Origin of the sequence: Flavobacterium soyae, assembly GCF_045348165.1 — a bacterium.
Classification (GTDB): domain Bacteria; phylum Bacteroidota; class Bacteroidia; order Flavobacteriales; family Flavobacteriaceae; genus Flavobacterium; species Flavobacterium soyae.
The window spans coordinates 3,715,724-3,733,590 of the sequence record NZ_CP150845.1; the positions used below are offsets into that span (position 1 = coordinate 3,715,724).

General features: G+C 32.6%; 17 protein-coding genes. 12 read left to right on the plus strand and 5 right to left on the minus strand.

The window, feature by feature from the left end; translation table 11 throughout:
- Window positions 1-104: 104 nt before the first annotated feature.
- Window positions 105-2,270 (minus strand): endonuclease MutS2, encoded by a 2,166-nt coding sequence (locus tag AABD74_RS15885; RefSeq protein ID WP_406843533.1) that lies wholly within the window; start codon window positions 2,268-2,270, stop codon window positions 105-107.
- Window positions 2,271-2,404: 134 nt separating this feature from the next.
- Between AABD74_RS15885 and AABD74_RS15890 the strand changes: the two genes are divergently transcribed.
- Entirely contained in the window at window positions 2,405-3,070 is a 666-nt protein-coding gene (locus tag AABD74_RS15890; protein WP_406843534.1) for a uracil-DNA glycosylase, read from the plus strand.
- A 107-nt stretch (window positions 3,071-3,177) separates the two neighbouring features.
- Here the strand turns inward: AABD74_RS15890 and AABD74_RS15895 are convergent, their stop codons facing one another.
- From AABD74_RS15895 to AABD74_RS15910, 4 genes are all read right to left on the minus strand, one after another.
- Window positions 3,178-3,552, minus strand: a complete 375-nt coding sequence (locus AABD74_RS15895; RefSeq protein WP_232678318.1) for a DUF4258 domain-containing protein — start codon at window positions 3,550-3,552, stop codon at window positions 3,178-3,180.
- A gap of 36 nt (window positions 3,553-3,588) precedes the next feature.
- Entirely contained in the window at window positions 3,589-4,788 is a 1,200-nt protein-coding gene (locus tag AABD74_RS15900) for an alanine dehydrogenase (RefSeq protein ID WP_406843535.1), read from the minus strand.
- Between the two features lie 165 nt (window positions 4,789-4,953).
- Window positions 4,954-5,361 carry a tRNA (adenosine(37)-N6)-threonylcarbamoyltransferase complex ATPase subunit type 1 TsaE gene (gene tsaE, locus AABD74_RS15905; protein ID WP_232678313.1) on the minus strand — a complete coding sequence of 136 codons (408 nt, stop codon included), beginning with the start codon at window positions 5,359-5,361 and terminating at the stop codon, window positions 4,954-4,956.
- Window positions 5,362-5,599: 238 nt separating this feature from the next.
- Window positions 5,600-7,153, minus strand: a complete 1,554-nt coding sequence (locus tag AABD74_RS15910; protein WP_232678311.1) for a bifunctional response regulator/alkaline phosphatase family protein — start codon at window positions 7,151-7,153, stop codon at window positions 5,600-5,602.
- Between the two features lie 221 nt (window positions 7,154-7,374).
- On the opposite strand from AABD74_RS15910, the gene AABD74_RS15915 reads away from it, so the two are divergent.
- From AABD74_RS15915 to AABD74_RS15965, 11 genes are all read left to right on the plus strand, one after another.
- Entirely contained in the window at window positions 7,375-8,604 is a 1,230-nt protein-coding gene (locus AABD74_RS15915; protein WP_406843536.1) for an HD domain-containing protein, read from the plus strand.
- A gap of 39 nt (window positions 8,605-8,643) precedes the next feature.
- Window positions 8,644-9,687: a UDP-3-O-(3-hydroxymyristoyl)glucosamine N-acyltransferase gene (gene lpxD / locus AABD74_RS15920; RefSeq protein ID WP_232678307.1), complete on the plus strand. Its 1,044-nt coding sequence runs from the start codon at window positions 8,644-8,646 to the stop codon at window positions 9,685-9,687.
- Entirely contained in the window at window positions 9,680-11,068 is a 1,389-nt protein-coding gene (locus AABD74_RS15925) for a bifunctional UDP-3-O-[3-hydroxymyristoyl] N-acetylglucosamine deacetylase/3-hydroxyacyl-ACP dehydratase (protein WP_232678305.1), read from the plus strand. The genes lpxD and AABD74_RS15925 overlap by 8 nt, the downstream gene beginning before the upstream one ends.
- A gap of 70 nt (window positions 11,069-11,138) precedes the next feature.
- The gene (gene lpxA / locus AABD74_RS15930) at window positions 11,139-11,924 is read left to right on the plus strand and encodes an acyl-ACP--UDP-N-acetylglucosamine O-acyltransferase (RefSeq protein WP_029270176.1); all 786 of its coding nucleotides are present in this window, start codon (window positions 11,139-11,141) and stop codon (window positions 11,922-11,924) included.
- 121 nt (window positions 11,925-12,045) lie between these two features.
- Entirely contained in the window at window positions 12,046-12,612 is a 567-nt protein-coding gene (efp, locus tag AABD74_RS15935; RefSeq protein WP_132991049.1) for an elongation factor P, read from the plus strand.
- A 131-nt stretch (window positions 12,613-12,743) separates the two neighbouring features.
- Window positions 12,744-13,673 (plus strand): UDP-3-O-(3-hydroxymyristoyl)glucosamine N-acyltransferase, encoded by a 930-nt coding sequence (locus tag AABD74_RS15940; protein ID WP_406843537.1) that lies wholly within the window; start codon window positions 12,744-12,746, stop codon window positions 13,671-13,673.
- Window position 13,674: 1 nt separating this feature from the next.
- Window positions 13,675-14,037 carry a nuclear transport factor 2 family protein gene (locus tag AABD74_RS15945; protein ID WP_232678301.1) on the plus strand — a complete coding sequence of 121 codons (363 nt, stop codon included), beginning with the start codon at window positions 13,675-13,677 and terminating at the stop codon, window positions 14,035-14,037.
- An 86-nt stretch (window positions 14,038-14,123) separates the two neighbouring features.
- A complete protein-coding gene (sucD, locus tag AABD74_RS15950; protein ID WP_053471430.1) occupies window positions 14,124-14,996 on the plus strand; it encodes a succinate--CoA ligase subunit alpha in 873 nt (290 codons plus the stop codon).
- 142 nt (window positions 14,997-15,138) lie between these two features.
- On the plus strand, window positions 15,139-15,567 hold the full coding sequence (locus tag AABD74_RS15955) for a hypothetical protein (RefSeq protein WP_406843538.1): 429 nt from the start codon (window positions 15,139-15,141) through the stop codon (window positions 15,565-15,567).
- 358 nt (window positions 15,568-15,925) lie between these two features.
- Window positions 15,926-16,537 (plus strand): RNA polymerase sigma factor, encoded by a 612-nt coding sequence (locus AABD74_RS15960; RefSeq protein ID WP_232678297.1) that lies wholly within the window; start codon window positions 15,926-15,928, stop codon window positions 16,535-16,537.
- Between the two features lie 90 nt (window positions 16,538-16,627).
- Entirely contained in the window at window positions 16,628-17,740 is a 1,113-nt protein-coding gene (locus AABD74_RS15965; protein ID WP_406843539.1) for a FecR family protein, read from the plus strand.
- The last annotated feature ends 127 nt before the right edge of the window (window positions 17,741-17,867 follow it).

A 17,867-nucleotide genomic window follows, 5' to 3' on the forward strand; every position in this document is an offset into this window, starting at 1 on the left:
TCTTTTTGAAGTTCGTTTCTTAAATCGCTTTATTTTAATTTTGCCTCAATTTTACGCATTTTTAAAACTGAAAACTGCGACTGCGACTGAAAACTAAAAAAAAATTACTTCTTCCCAGCTTCGACAAACTCTAATTCATCCAAACTTACTTTCGAAGTAAAAATTCCGTAATTTACTGTTGCTTTGTTTTTTTCGATAGAGTCGATACTTCCAACAGATCTTCCGTCGAGCATTCTAACTCTGTCACCAACTTTTAAAATTGGTTTTGGTTTTTCTATAACTGGTTTGAGTTTCTTTTCTTTTTTCTCTTTACGGATTTCTTCAACTTTTACTTGAACTTCGGCAATTACTTCTTTTTGTTTTTCAACTTTTGCCTTAACTTCTTTTGGAGTTGCTTTTTTACGTTTTGAGTTTTCGATTTCAACAATTTTCAAAAATTCTCCAATAAGTTCTTTTTTGTTTTTGTTGTTGAAATATTTCTCAGCAATATCGTCAATTTTTTGTCCTATATATATGATCTTCTGATTGCTGTCATATAATTCCTGATAGCTTTCTAATTTCTGCTGGATTCTTGTATTGATGTTTTCCATCTTTTTGCTTTCCTCACGAGCGCGGGTTTCTTCTTCTTTTAAATTAAGAGAAGTTTTTTCGAGCTTCGATCTTTCTTTCTGAAGCGTTGCAATGGTTTTATCAAAACGAACTTTTCCAACTTCGATTTTCTTTTTCGCACGATTAATTAATCCAAACGGAATACCATTTTTTTGTGCTACTTCAAATGTAAACGAACTTCCTGCTTGTCCTAAAGCCAATTTATACATTGGTTCTAAAGACTTTTCGTCAAACATCATATTTGCATTTGTTGCAAAAGGTAATTCGTTAGCCAGAATTTTTAAGTTTGAATAATGCGTTGTAATAATCCCGAAAGCTTCACGGTGATAAAATTCTTCCAGGAAAATTTCAGCTAAAGCTCCACCCAATTCTGGATCAGAGCCGGTACCAAATTCATCAATTAAAAACATGGTTTTCTTGTTGCATTTCTTCAAGAAATAATTCATGTTTTTTAAACGATAACTATATGTACTTAAATGATTTTCAATAGATTGATTGTCTCCAATATCTGTTAGAATTCTGTCAAACAAGAAAGTTTCGCTTCGTTCATGAACCGGAATCAATATTCCTGATTGTAACATCAATTGTAACAAACCAACAGTTTTTAAGGAAATTGTTTTTCCTCCGGCATTTGGTCCAGAAATTACAATAATTCTGTTTTCTTGTTTTAATTCAATTGTCTGCGGATGTGTAACTTCATTTTTTTGTTTATTGTTCAAGTACAAAATAGGATGATACGCTTCTCTAAAAAATAATCTTCTCTTTTCTGTGATTGCTGGCAAAATTCCGTTGATTCGGTTTGCGTATTTTGCTTTTCCGGCAACGACATCAATATCACTTAAAAAGTCTTGATATTCAATTAGTAAAGGTAAATACGGACGAATTATATTCGATAAATTCTTTAAAATTCGCGTAATTTCTTCTTTCTCTTCATATTCAAGATTTGCTAATTCTCTTGAGTATTTTAAAGTAGCTTCTGGTTCAATGTAAGCAATGCTTCCGGTTTTTGAACTTCCTAAAATTGAGCCTTTTACCTTACGTCTGTACATAGCAAGTACAGCCAAAACACGTCGGTTTTGAACGAAACTTTCTTTGATATCATCCAAATATCCTAAACCATTATATTGCGTTAAAGCTACACCAAAACTTTGGTTTACTTTTCCGCGAACTAAATTCATATTCTGACGAATACTCAAAAGTGCGGGAGAGGCATTGTCTTTAATTTCTCCGTATTTGTCAACAATTGCATCAATATGAGTTATGATGTCTTTTGTTAATTCTACACGAGAAGCTCTTGCATTTAAGTTTGGATAATAATCGTCAAACTTTCTCAGGAAGTTTAATAAAAAATTCGTTGTTGAAGAAAGATTGGCAATTTTTCTAAAACTGCCTACTTCAAGAAAACTGTCTTCAATTGCTAAAAACTTAATTTCATGTGTTATAGCGTCAAATCCATGATTTGGAATTGCGTTGTTATTTTCAAAAGACGAAACATATTCTGAAGTCTGCATTAAAGACTGCATTAAGGTTTCTTTATCTCTGAATGGTGTTATTTGTAAAGCTTTTTCTTTTCCAATATCTGTATTACAGCCAGCCGAAATGGTTTCGAGAACTGTTGGAAATTGTAAGTCTTGTAATGTTTTTTCGGTAATACTAATCATTTAATTTCTTTAAGAAAGTACAGGCAAAAATACAAAAATAGTATCATTGAATACTGTAAAGTTATAGTGTAATTTTATTGTTTGTTAAAGTATGATTTAACTTAAAAATTTCTGAAATTCGCATAAAAAAAATTATGGACGTAAAAATGCATTCTTCCTGGAAGCCAGTTTTAAATGCAGAATTTGAAAAATCTTATTTCAAGGAATTAATCGATTTTGTAAAATCAGAATATTCAACGAAGGTTTGTTATCCAAAAGGAAGCCAGATTTTTTCTGCTTTTGATCATTGTCATTTTGATCAGGTAAAAGTGGTTATTATTGGACAGGATCCTTATCACGGACCTAATCAGGCAAATGGCTTGTGTTTTTCTGTAAATGACGGAATTCCGTTTCCTCCATCTTTATATAATATTTTCAAAGAAATTGAAACTGATTTAGGTAAACCGTTACCAAAAACGGGCAATTTAGAACGCTGGGCAGATCAGGGTGTTTTTCTTTTAAATGCTACTTTAACAGTTCATCAATCTGAAGCCGGAAGTCATCAAGGAAAAGGCTGGGAAAAATTTACTGATGCTGTTATTAAACAAATTTCTGCCGAATCTGAAAATGTTGTGTTTTTACTTTGGGGCGGTTTTGCTCAAAAGAAAGCAGGTTTGATCGACGCTTCTAAACATCATATTTTAAAATCAGGACATCCATCTCCTTTAAGTGCCAATAGAGGATTTTGGTTTGGAAACAAACATTTCAGCCAGACAAATGCTTTCTTGAAATCAAAAGGGCTTAAGGAAATTGAGTGGTAAAAAAGTTTTATTTGTCATTTCGAGGAACGAGAAATCGCACCAGTAATTCCGTATAGAATGTCGCCAATCATTGTCGAATTTTCGTTCCTCGAAATGAAAAAACAGGGCTATTTTTTAATAATTTCCTCTAAAACAGCTTTGTTTTCGTAGTTCACTACTTTTAATATAATCTCTTGATTTTTAACTGTTTTTCCTTCAATGATATATAATTTTCCTTTGTTGAAGGGAACATTACTTTGGTCAAAATCAACATCTCCGTAAGTTAAAGTACTTTTGATATCGGCAGTATCAATCCATTTTTCGTTTAAAGTCTGAATTGCTTTATCTGAATATTCAAAAGGCTTTGTTCTTAGATTGTTTAAAACTCTGGCATTTGGGAAATAATTGCAGCGAGTGTCTTTACCACTAAATACAAGGGCTACAAAAAAGCATCCCATAATTAATCCAATCAAATAATAGGCAAAACGGTGTACGAACTTCATGAAATAAAATTTTTGCAAAGGTACATTAAAGTTCCTTTAAAATACAAGTAAATTAATATCGTTGTCTGGCAGGTCGAACCAGTCGCCAATGGCTTTATTTGTTAGAATTCCGTGATATAAATAAATTCCGTTTTTAAGTCCTTTATTGCAACGAATAGCACTTTCTAAACCACCATCTTCGGCTATCTGATGCAGGTAAGGCGTTAGCATGTTACTAATTGATAATGAAGCAGTTTTAGAATAACGTGAAGGTATATTGGGTACACAATAGTGCAAAACATTATTTTTAATGAATGTTGGCTTTTCGTGGGTCGTTACTTCCGAAGTTTCAAAACAACCTCCGGTATCAATACTTACGTCAACTATTACTGCACCTTTTTTCATGTGTTCGACCATAGTTTCGGTAACTATAATTGGGCAGCGTTCTTTGCCGCGCATTGCACCAATTGCGACATCGCAGCGTCTTAATGATTTTAATAACGCTTTCTGCTGAATGGTAGAAGTAAAAATCCTTTGGCTTAAATTATTTTGTAAACGGCGTAATTTAGTAATTGAGTTATCGAAAACTTTTACATTTGCACCCAATCCAATTGCAGTTTTTGCAGCAAATTCACCAACCGTTCCGGCTCCAAGAATCACAACTTCTGTAGGAGGGACGCCGGTAATATTTCCGAATAAAAGTCCTTTTCCAAATTCATCTGTAATCATTAATTCGGCAGCAATAAGAATGGAAGCAGTACCTGCGATTTCGCTTAGAGATTTCACGGCAGGATAAGACCCATCCTCATCTTTAATATATTCAAAAGCTAAAGCTGTAATTTTTTTTTGTGCCAAAGCTTCAAAGTAAGCTTTCTTTTTGGTTTTTAACTGAATAGCCGAAATGATTGTAGTTTCCGGATTTATCATTTCAATTTCAGCTAACGTTGGCGGTTCTACTTTTAATAGAAGCGGACAACCGAAAACTCTTTTGGTATCTTTTGTAATTTCTGCACCGGCATCTGAATATTCCTTATCGGTATAACTTGAACTTTCTCCTGCTCCAGATTCAATCATAACACGGTGACCTTCATAAGTAAGGGAATTTACGGCATCGGGAGTCAAACAGATACGACGTTCCTGATAGCTTGTTTCCTTAGGAATTCCTATGAAAAGTTCTCTTTTAAAACGACCAACCTCAAGTTTTTCTTCTTGCGGAAGCAATTGTTGTTTTGTAAATGGAGTTAAGGTAATTGACATGGATTGTGCAAAATATTAAGGGTACAAATTACGTAAAAAGTTTTAAAATTAGTGCAAAAATTCTGCTAATAGTAAAGTCCTAATGTTAAGTTATTTTTTGTGTCTCTCTGTGTAAATTTTTACCGCAGAGATTCGCAAAAAAATCACAGAGGTTCGCAAAGTTTTTTAGGCTAATTTTAATTCTCTTTTTCCATCTGCCAATAATTCAATATTAATTGTAGAATATTCTTCTGGAAGCAGGTTCGCTATTTTTTCAGACCATTCTATAAAACACCAGTTTCCTGAATATAAATAATCATCAACACCCATATCCAGTGCTTCGGTTTCTTTATTTAATCGGTAGAAATCAAAATGATAAACGGTTTGATTATTAGAAGTATTATATTCATTTACTAAAGAAAAAGTAGGGCTGCTGGTAGCATCCTGAACTCCTAAACTTTTGCATAACTGCTTAATTAAAGTAGTTTTTCCAACGCCCATTTCTCCATTAAAAAGGATAATTTTTTTAGGGTTTGAATCTAAAATCTGCTGTGCAGCTTCCTGAATTTGATCTAATGAAAAAACGATAGTCATTTTTATGTTTTATTTATTTTAGTCGCAGTCGCAGTTTGCAGTTTTAGTCTGAAAACTGTCAACTGCGGCTGTAAACTTTTTATTTATTTAAATTATCTTCTGCGAAAGCGAAATTATTTTTTTGCCACAGATTAAAAGGATTTTAAGGATTTCTTAATCTGTGTTAATCCTTTTAATCTGTGGCAAAATATATTTTAAATCAATTTCAAGTTCTCATTGAAAACCGAGACTAAAAACTTTATTTTGGGTTAAATACCAAGAATGGAATAATCATTTCTTCTAACGAAATTCCGCCATGTTGGTATGTATTTTTGTAATAACTTACATAATGGTTATAGTTGTTTACGTAAGCCAGGAAAAAATCATTTTTGGCAAAAATAAACGAACTACTCATATTTATTGCAGGTAAACCAATTGTTTTAGGTTCTTTAACTACATAAACATCTTTTTGTTCGTATGTTAAACTGCGGCCTGTTTTGTAGCGCAAATTTAAACTTGTATTTTTATCTCCCACAACTTTCGACGGATTTTTTACATTAATTGTTCCGTGGTCTGTGGTTAAAATCAATTTGAAACCTAAAAGCTGTGCCTGCTGAATGATTTCCAGTAATGGAGAATTTTTAAACCAGCTTAAGGTCAATGAACGATACGCTTTATCATCAGAAGCTAATTCTTTTACGACTTCCATTTCGGTTTTAGCGTGCGAAAGCATATCAACGAAATTGTATACAACGGTTACTAAATCATTTCCTTTTAAGGCTTTAAAGTTTTCAGCCAGTTTTTTACCGCCGGAATAATTGGTTATTTTGAAGTAATCTTCTTTAATATTTAATCCCAAACGTTTTATTTGTGCCGAAAGAAATTCAGCTTCGTAAAGATTTTTTCCTCCGTCTTCTACGTCATTTTTCCAATATTGCGGAAATTGTTTTTCCATATCCAAAGGCATTAAACCTGAAAAAATAGCATTTCTGGCATATTGTGTAGCGGTTGGAAGAATAGAGAAATACGGAACTTCTTTTTCTAATTTATAGTAATTAGAAATTACGGTTTCAAAAGATTTCCATTGATCGTAGCGAAGGTTATCAATTACAACAAACAAGATTGGTTTGTCTTTCTTTTTAATTTCAGGAACTACTAATTCTTTGAATAAATTGTGTGACTGAATTGGTTTATCTGCTTTTGGTGCAAACCAGTCTTCATAATTTCTTTCAATATATTTTCCGAATTGAGAATTGGCTTCAACCTTTTGAGATTCAAGGATTTCGACCATTGCCTGATCGTTGATGTTTTCTAGTTTTAATTCCCAGAAAAGCAGTTTTTTATACAATTCAACCCAGTCTTCATATGAATTAACCATCGCTAATTCCATTGAAATTTTGCGAAATTCTTTCTGATAATCGAGCGTCGTTTTTTCTGAAATTAGTCTTGAATCATCCAGATTTTTCTTCAAACTCAATAAAATCTGATTTGGATTTACTGGTTTTATCAGATAATCGGCAATTTTAGAACCAATTGCTTCTTCCATTATATATTCTTCCTCACTTTTGGTAATCATAATCATCGGGATGGCCGATTTTTTCTCCTTCATTTCAGAAAGGGTTTCAAGTCCGCTCATTCCCGGCATATTTTCATCAAGGAAAACAATATCGAAATTTTCTTCTTCAAACAAAGCAATGGCATCAAGGCCGTTGTTGCTTGTTGTAACTTCGTAATTCTTTTTTTCGAGAAATAATATATGTGGCTTTAAAAGATCAATTTCATCATCGACCCAAAGTATTTTAATCTTATCCATAAACAGTTTTAATTTTAATGCAATTTAAAAGTATAGAACTTAAAAAGTATTAAAAATAGTATAAAATTAGGGGTGACAAATTGAAATTTATTTAAAATTATTTTTTGCGTCTTTTTAATGTTTAAGAAAATACTTATGATAAATATCTGTTTTTTAAGTTAAAAACTAAAATGAATTTATACTTATTTACTTATATTTGTTGACCAAAAAATAACCAACGAGTGACTCAAATTAACAAATTAAAAATATTCAATGACCCAATTTACGGGTTTATAACAATACCGAACGAACTAATCTACGACCTAATTCAACACCCTTATTTTCAGCGTTTGCGACGTATTTCACAAATGGGATTATCGTATTTAGTTTATCCGGGAGCAAATCACACCCGTTTTCATCATGCTTTGGGCTGTATGCATTTAATGCAGAAAGCAGTTGAAGGTCTTCGTTTTAAAGGTGTTGCCATTTCAAATGAGGAAGAGTGTGCTTTATTAATTGCTATTTTACTGCATGATATTGGGCATGGGCCGTTTTCGCATGCTATGGAAAAAAGTATTGTTGAAGATGTAAATCACGAAGCTATTTCATTATTGTTTATGAACAGGCTTAATGATGAATTTGATGGTAGATTAAGTCTGGCGATTCAGGTTTTTAAGGGCGAATATCATAGGAAATTCATGCTGCAATTGATTTCAAGTCAATTAGATATGGACAGAATGGATTATCTTAAAAGAGATAGTTTTTATACCGGGGTTGCAGAAGGAAATGTAAATTCAGAACGTTTAATCCAGATGATGAATGTGGTTGACGACGTTTTGGTGATTGAGGAAAAAGGTATTTATTCTGTAGAGAAATTTCTGCTTTCGCGAAGATTAATGTACTGGCAGGCTTATTTGCATAAAACGAGTCTGGTTGCCGAGTTAATCTTAATGAAGGCGTTGAAACGAGCTAAAGAATTGACTTTAAAAGGAGCTAAACTTCCTTGCAGTGAACCACTTTTGTATTTTATGCAAAACAAAATTAGTCTTGAAGATTTTGATGCCGAAAAACTGGATTTATTTTCCCAGTTAGATGATTTTGATATTATCAGTGCTTTAAAAGCATGGCAGAGGCATAATGATTTTATACTTTCTACTTTAAGTAAAATGATCATTAACAGAGACTTATTAAAGATCAAACTTAGTGCAGACAAAATTCCGATGGAAGAATCCCAATCTTTAAAAGAAGAATTTGCAGAAACGCATAATATATCGGCCTTAGACGCCGGTTATTTTATTTTTAGAGGTAAAATTAAGAATCAGGCTTATAGTAAAGCTGCCGAACCAATACGAATTTTGAAAAAAGATAAAACAATTGAGGATGTTGTTGAAGCTTCTGATCAGTTGAATCTGAAATCGTTATCTAAATTGGTGACAAAATATTATATCTGTTTTCCAAAACAACTTATCTAAAATTAACATTTAAAATCTATTTTTTATATTTTTGTCGCAATGAAATTTACAGCAGAACAAATAGCAGGAATTTTAGAAGGAGAAGTTGTTGGGAATCCCAATGCCGAAGTTTCTCGACTTTCTAAAATAGAAGAAGGGGAGGAAGGATCTCTTACTTTTTTGGCTAATCCGAAATATATCAACTATATATATACCACAAAAGCAACCGTTACCATTGTTAACGACAGCTTTATACCTGAACAGGAAATAACTACTACATTAATAAAGGTTGAAGATGCGTATGCTTCTTTTTCTAAATTATTACATTTTTACAATCAGGTAAAATTGAATAAAAACGGAATTGAACCACAGTCTTTTATGTCTGAAGGAACTAAACATGGTGAAAACCTGTATTTAGGAAGCTTTAGTTATATAGGACAAAATGTAGTTTTAGGAAATAATGTAAAAATTTACCCAAACAGTTTTATTGGCGATAATGTTGTTATTGGTGATAATGTGTTTATTTTTGCCGGTGCAAAAATTTATTCAGAAACTATAATTGGTAATAATTGTACGATACATTCAGGTACTATTATAGGTGCAGACGGTTTTGGTTTTGTACCAAATGAAGAAGGGGTTTATAGTAAAGTGCCGCAAATAGGTAACGTGATTATCGAAGATAATGTAGATATTGGTGCAAATACTACAATTGACAGGGCAACTCTGGGTTCTACAATTATTAGACAAGGAGTTAAATTAGACAATCAAATTCAAATCGCCCATAATGTTGAAATTGGTAAAAATACTGTAATTGCTGCGCAGAGTGGTGTTGCAGGTTCTACTAAAATTGGCGAAAACTGTATGATTGGCGGACAAGTTGGTATCGCAGGACACTTAACAATAGGAAATAACGTGAGACTTCAGGCACAGTCCGGAGTAGCGAGAAATATTAAAGATGATGAAATTCTGCAGGGAACGCCATCACTTGGATATACTGATTTTAACAAATCGTATGTTCATTTCAAAAATCTTCCTAAGATAGTTGCCGAAGTTGAAGAAATAAAAAAACAAATAATAAACCCAAAAAATGGAAATAATGGTTAAACAGAAGACCATCAAAAATGAAATTTCACTAACAGGAGTTGGATTACATACTGGTAAAGAAGTTACAATGACTTTTAAACCTGCTCCAATTAATAATGGTTTCACTTTTGTCAGAGTAGATTTGCAAGGCCAGCCAGTCATTGAGGCTGACGCTAATTATGTTGTTAATACGCAAAGAGGAACTAATTTAGAAAAATTAGGTGTTAAAATACAAACTCCTGAGCACGTTTTAGCGGCAGTAGTTGGCTGTGATTTGGATAATATTATTATTGAATTGGATGCCTCTGAACTTCCTATTATGGATGGTTCATCAAAATATTTTGTTGAAGCAATAGAAAAAGCAGGAATCGAAGAACAAGACGCAAGCCGTAATGTTTATGTCGTAAAAGAAGTTATTTCGTTTACTGATGAAGCAACAGGAAGCGAAATCCTTGTTATGCCAAGTGATGAGTATCAGGTAACAACAATGGTAGATTTTGGTACAAAAGTTTTAGGCACTCAAAACGCTACGCTTAAAAGTATTGCTGATTTTAAAGAAGAAATTGCAAGCTCAAGAACTTTTAGCTTTTTACACGAATTAGAGTCTTTATTAGAAAATGGGCTGATTAAAGGTGGTGATTTGAATAATGCTATTGTTTATGTAGACAAAGAAATTTCTGAGTCTACAATGGTTAATTTAAAGAAAGCTTTTGGTAAAGAGGAAATTTCTGTTAAACCAAACGGAGTTTTAGATAACCTTACATTGCATTATCCAAATGAAGCTGCAAGACACAAATTACTTGATGTTATTGGAGATTTGTCTCTTATTGGAGTTCGTATTCAAGGAAAAATCATTGCAAATAAACCAGGTCACTTTGTAAACACCCAGTTTGCTAAAAAACTGGCAAAAATAATTAAAATAGAGCAGAGAAATCATGTTCCGGTTTATGATTTAAATCAGGAACCATTGATGGATATTCATAAAATTATGTCAATGCTTCCTCACAGACCTCCATTTTTGTTGATCGACAGAATTATCGAAATGTCTGATCGTCATGTGGTTGGTTTAAAAAATGTTACGATGAACGAAAATTTCTTCGTAGGACATTTCCCTGAGGCTCCAGTTATGCCGGGAGTTTTAATTGTTGAAGCAATGGCACAAACAGGCGGAATTTTAGTTTTAAGTACTGTTCCGGACCCTGAAAATTATTTGACATATTTCATGAAAATTGATAATGTTAAATTCAAACACAAAGTATTGCCGGGTGATACCTTAATTTTTAAATGTGAGTTGATTTCTCCTATCAGAAGAGGAATCTGTCATATGCAGGCAAATGCCTACGCAAACGGAAAATTAGTGACTGAGGCAGAATTAATGGCACAAATTGCAAGAAAACAATAATTAATCAAATTTATTGTTTAGGTTTGTTGCCCTAAAAATTAGACTATTTTAATTAAAATATAAAATATAGATGAATCAACCATTAGCATATGTTCATCCAGGCGCTAAAATCGCCAAAAACGTTGTAATTGAGCCTTTTACAACAATTCACAATAATGTTGTTATTGGAGATGGTACTTGGATTGGTTCAAATGTGACCATTATGGAAGGCGCTCGAATTGGTAAAAATTGCAATATTTTTCCGGGGGCGGTAATTTCTGCAGTGCCACAGGATTTAAAATTTGGCGGAGAAGATTCTCTTGCTATAATTGGAGACAATTGTACTATTAGAGAATGTGTTACTATCAATAGAGGTACTGTTGCTTCTGGACAAACTATTCTTGGAAACAATTGTTTAGTTATGGCTTATGCCCACATTGCACACGATTGCGAGATTGGTAATAATGCCATTATTGTAAATGGTGTTGCTTTGGCAGGTCACGTAGTTGTTGGTAATCATGCCGTAATTGGCGGTTTGGCGGCGATTCACCAATTTATTCATATTGGAGATCACGCCATGATTTCTGGAGGATCTTTGGTAAGAAAAGATGTTCCTCCTTATACAAAAGCAGCTAAAGAACCATTATCCTATGTTGGTATCAATTCAGTTGGTTTAAGAAGAAGAGGATTTAGTACTGAAAAAATTAGAGAAATTCAGGAAATTTACAGAATTTTATATCAAAAGAATTACAATACAACACAAGCTTTAAGTATCATTGAAGCAGAAATGGAAGCAACTCCTGAGAGAGATGAAATTCTTGATTTTATTAGAAATTCATCACGAGGAATTATGAAAGGTTACTCAGGGAATTATTAATTTTAGAGTTTAGATTTCTAAACATTATAAAATTAATTAAGCATTAAAACATTATAAAAAATATGTAGATCAGTTTTTAAAAATCTAAAATCTACATTCAAAAATCTAAAATAAAAAACAAATGGCATCTACATCAGATATTAGAAACGGATTGTGTATTAAATTTAATCACGATATCTATAAAATTATTGAATTTCTTCACGTTAAACCAGGAAAAGGTCCAGCTTTCGTAAGAACAAAATTAAAAAGTTTAACTTCAGGTAAAGTATTAGATAATACTTTTTCTGCTGGTCATAAAATTGACGTTATTAGAGTTGAAACACATACATTCCAGTTTTTATATCCAGAAGGTGATGAATTCCACTTTATGAATGCTGAAACTTTTGAGCAGATTTCTTTAAACAAAAATATCTTAGATGCTCCGGATTTATTAAAAGAAGGAACAAATGTAATGGTTCAGATTAATACTGAAACTGATTTACCATTATCTGTAGATATGCCTGCATCTGTAATTCTTGAAGTTACTTACGCTGAGCCGGGAGTAAAAGGAAATACAGCTACAAACGCTACAAAAAATGCTACTGTAGAAACTGGTGCATCTGTAAACGTTCCGTTGTTCATCAACGAAGGTGATAAAATTAAAATCGATACAGCTTCAGGTTCTTACATGGAGCGTGTAAAAGAGTAGTTTATTAATTAAGATAATTTGTCAATGAGTCATTAGATAATGTGTGAATCGACAATTTGAACATTCATTTCTAACTGACTCATTTTCTAATTGACACATTCTCTAATTGACAAATTTTCTAATTAAAATATATGAAATTTCCAAAAGTTCACTCTTTAGAAGAAATTGCAAATTTGCTTAACTGCGAATTTATTGGCGACAAAAACTTTGAGGTTTTAGGCATGAACGAAATTCATGTTGTAGAACCAGGTGACATTGTTTTTGTTGACCACCCAAAATATTATGACAAAGCTTTACAATCTGCAGCAACAATTGTTTTAATAAACAAAAAGGTTGAATGCCCGGAAGGTAAAGCTCTTTTAATTTCTGATGATCCTTTCAGGGATTTTAATACTTTAACCAGACATTTTAAACCATTTCAATTTGCAAATGTTGCGATTTCATCTTCAGCTAGTATTGGGGAAGGGACTGTAATCCAGCCTAATAGTTTTGTTGGTAATCATGTTAAAATAGGAAAGAACTGTTTGATTCACTCAAACGTTTCTATTTACGATCATACGATTATTGGTGATAATGTTATTATTCATGCCGGAACTATTTTAGGAGCAGATGCTTTCTATTATAAAAAACGTCCGGAAGGTTTCGATCAGTTAATTTCTGGCGGAAGAGTGGTAATTGAAGACAATGTTGGAATTGGTGCTCTTTGTACAATTGATAAAGGAGTTACTGGAGACACTACAATTAAAGAAGGTACAAAAATCGACAATCAAGTGCATGTTGGACATGATTCTGTTATAGGGAAAAAATGTTTAATTGCCTCGCAGACTGGTATTGCAGGCTGTGTTGTTATTGAAGATGAAGTTACAATTTGGGGACAAGTTGGTACAACCAGTGGTATTACGATAGGAGCGAAGGCTGTTATTATGGGACAAACCGGAGTTACCAAATCGGTTGAAGGAGGAAAATCATATTTTGGAACTCCAATCGAAGAATCAAGAGAAAAGTTAAAACAATTAGCCAATATCAAAAAGATTCCTGAAATTCTAAATAAATTGAAGTAATATGTCTATAAAAGAGTTTGTTCAAAAATTTTATAAGTCGGATGCCTTAATTGATAGTGAAATTTTAAAAACTTATCTGCATCCTGAAGTAATCATTGAATGGAACAGCAGTAAAGGTTTTATTCAGTTGGATTATAATGCCATAGTTGAACTGACAAATGAACTCAGCAGGGCTTATGTGCGTTCTAAAGTTAGAATAAGCCACATTCTTGCCGAAGATGACTTAGTTTCAGTACGTTATTCTCATTATGTAAAAACAATCGAGAACCCGCGAGAGGAAATGTTATTGGCGCATTTTGCAACGATTTGGCAAATAAAAGACGATAAGCTTTATAGAGGTTATCAAATGAGTCAATTTTCTTAATATTTTTTTGATAATAAAAGAGGCAAATTACATTACAAAACCTTATTTTTGCAACACAATTTTAAAAACTACATAAAATATATATCATGAGTGTTTTAGTTAATAAAGATTCCAAAATAATTGTTCAGGGATTTACAGGAAGCGAAGGTACTTTCCACGCTTCTCAAATGATTGAGTACGGTACTAATGTTGTTGGTGGTGTTACTCCGGGAAAAGGAGGAACTAGCCATTTAGACCGTCCGGTTTTTAATACAGTAAAAGATGCTGTAGATCAAGCTGGAGCTGATACTTCTATCATTTTTGTTCCGCCAGCTTTTGCTGCTGATGCAATTATGGAAGCTGCTGATGCCGGAATTAAAGTAATTATTGCTATTACAGAAGGAATTCCTGTAGCAGATATGATTAAAGCAAATAATTATGTTAAAGAAAGAAATTCTAGATTAATTGGTCCAAACTGTCCAGGTGTAATTACTCCGGGAGAAGCTAAAGTTGGTATTATGCCAGGTTTCGTTTTCAAAAAAGGAACAGTTGGTATTGTTTCTAAATCTGGAACTTTAACTTACGAAGCTGCTGACCAGGTTGTAAAACAAGGTTTAGGAATTACTACAGCTATTGGTATTGGTGGAGATCCAATTATTGGGACTACAACTAAAGAAGCCGTTGAATTATTAATGAACGATCCTGAAACTGAAGCAATCATTATGATTGGTGAAATTGGAGGTCAATTAGAAGCTGATGCTGCAAGATGGGTAAAAGCTGATGGTAACCGTAAACCAGTTATTGGTTTTATCGCTGGAGAAACTGCTCCTGCTGGTAGAACAATGGGTCACGCAGGTGCTATTGTTGGTGGTTCTGATGATACTGCTGCTGCTAAAAAACAAATTATGAGAGACAACGGAATTTACGTTGTTGATTCACCAGCAGAAATTGGTAAAAAAGTAAAAGAAGTATTAGGATAATCTCCAAATATTCAAAATAACAAATTCCAAAAAAGTCTCAATATTTGTTGAGACTTTTTTACATTTTAAAGACTGAGGCGTAAAAAGAAAAAACTTAGAATCTTAGTACCTCAGTATCTTAGAAGCTTAAAATAGAAAAACAATGAGTAAAGAATTAGAAAAGTTTAAAGCAAGTAATAGTTTTACTTTTACTGTAAATGATAGTTTAGAAGAAGTTTGCAACGCTCCGGAAGGAAGTGCCGGAATCTTTGTAGTTTATGAAATTGATGGAGATACAAAAGAATTAATCATGGTGGGTTCTACTGGAACTGTTCAAAACGACGGAACCCTTAAAAGCAAAAATGGCGGATTATACGATAAAATTGTAAACGGACACCAATTTGCTAAAACAGGAAGAAAATATTCATGGCCGGCGCAAATGAAATTAGAAAACATTTCTGTTCTTGAAGTAGTTTGGTACGAAACTTTTAATACAGATGTAAAAGCTATTCCAACTTCTGTTGAAGGACAAGTTTTGCAAAATTTCTTAGATGAAAATGCAAAATTGCCAAGATGGAATGTGGCTTTTTAAGCTGAACTTAATAAATAATAGAAGAAGCCCTGCTATATTTAGCAGGGCTTTTTTGTTTTAAAAACTCCTGTATATAGATTTTATCGTAAAAACTTAATGTTAATTGATTAAGATAAATCTTATATTTGGTGGATTTATTTTAGTTAAATAAAAATTTTAACATTTCCTTAAGAACCCAGTTATACCAGCCAAAAGAGACAGTTTTCTATATTAGAAAACTGTCTCTTTTGTGTAAAATAATTGGTTTTAAATTTTTGCTTTTATATATTTATCGAACAAAAGTAAATGATAATGTTAAAATAATGTATTCTCTGCATTAAAGAATATTGTCTTACAGAAGAACGATAAGTCCCAAAATATGAAAACCCGAATCCTGCCAGTTAGTGCTGTTGATGATAATACACTTTGGAATAATTTAATAATTGGAGATGAAAAATCATTTTCGTTATTATTCGAAAGATACTATAGTGATCTTGTAAATTATGGAAATTCCCTTTCTCCATATGCCGAAAAAGTTCAGGATTGTATTCAGGATGTTTTTACAGATATTTGGGTATATCGTAATTCACTGCAGGAATCTGTAGTTGTAAAATCCTATTTATTTTCCAGCGTTCGAAAGAGAATTGCTCGTTTGTATGAACGAGATCATATTTTTAGAAAAACTGCCACTACAGATGCTATTGCTTTTCTTTTAGAATTTTCTGTAGAAAACGAACTTTTGGACGATGATTATGCTGCAAAAGAAAAAGTAATATACTTAAATAAATTATTAAACGAATTACCTGCAAGGCAAAAAGAAGCACTTTATTTACGCTATCATCAGGGCTTATCTGTAGAACAAATTGCAGAAATGCTGGATGTCAATTATCAATCAGCAAGTAATTTACTGCACCGCGGATTACTTACTCTTCGCAAAGAATGGAAAGGTAGTTTTTCCTTAATAATGCTGCTATTCTCAGGTACTCTTTAAAAAAAGGTTAAAAAAACTTAAAAAAAATCTTAATTTAGTGAGTATAAAATAAAAAAACTGTCCTCTATGTTTTTGTAACCTTATTTTTAGATGCAAAAACGTAATAAATATACCGAAATAGAAGATTTTTTATCTGACGAATCATTCAAGTCGTGGGTTTTGTTTAAAATCGATGAAGATGGCTGGGAAGAATGGACTTTAGAAAGCCTTCAGCGTGCTAAATTAGTTGAAGATGCACGATTACTGCTTCTGGCAATGAAAGTTCCTGAAAACAATCTTTCAAGCTCTGATATTCACAGGGCGCTGCACAATACCTGGATAAAAGTGCGGGATAAAGAAAATCAAAAAACTTTACAGAGTTTAAAAGTTAAGTTTTTACGCAGACAATTTTTGTCTGGCGCAGCGGCGGCATTGTTTTTTGCTTTTATGGCAGTGTGGTTTTATAATAGTTATTTTAAAAATGAAAGCACAGTTGTAACGTATAATGAACTTATTTACGAAAACAATGAAGGATTAGTTGAGCAGACTAATAATTCTGACAAGCCTCAAATTATTACTTTATCAGACGGCAGTTCTGTATTACTGCAGCCCAACAGTAAATTAAGTTACCCTAAAATCTTTACCGGAAACGAAAGGAAGGTGTATTTATCCGGCGAAGGTTTCTTTGAAATTAGTAAAAATCCCCAAAAACCTTTCTTCGTTTACGCAAATGAAATTGTTACGAAGGTTGTAGGAACTAGTTTTAGAGTTAAAGCTTATTCTGACCAGCCTGATGTAGAAATTCTTGTTCGCACCGGTAAAGTTAAGGTAAAATCAAACGATCTTGTTTCCAGATCTGATAAAGAAGAAATCGTGTTACTGCCTAATCAGGCGTTACGATTTTTGCGAAGCGACTTAAAGTTTAATAAAATTACAAATATTACTCAGGATCCAGCTTTAGCTCAAAGTATTGGGAATATAGAACAGTTGAGTTTTGAATTTAATGATATTCCTGTTTCGCAGATTTTTGAAACAATAGAGCAGGCTTACTTAGTAAATATCGATTACCCAAAAAATAAATTAACAGACTGCCACTTAACAACATCATTAAGTGACCAGCCTTTAACAGAGAAACTAAAAATTGTCTGTAAAAGCATAGGCAATAATACCAGTTTTGAAATGAATGGGAATCAAATAATTATTACCTCAGACGGTTGTAATTAATTTTTTAGTGTAACTGTAATTGCACCAAAAATACTCTTGTTTTTACTAATTAAATTTTCGAAGTAAAGCCTTTCAATTTTTTATTGGAATGTAATTTATTTCACCAAAATAATAACCAAAAACTAAA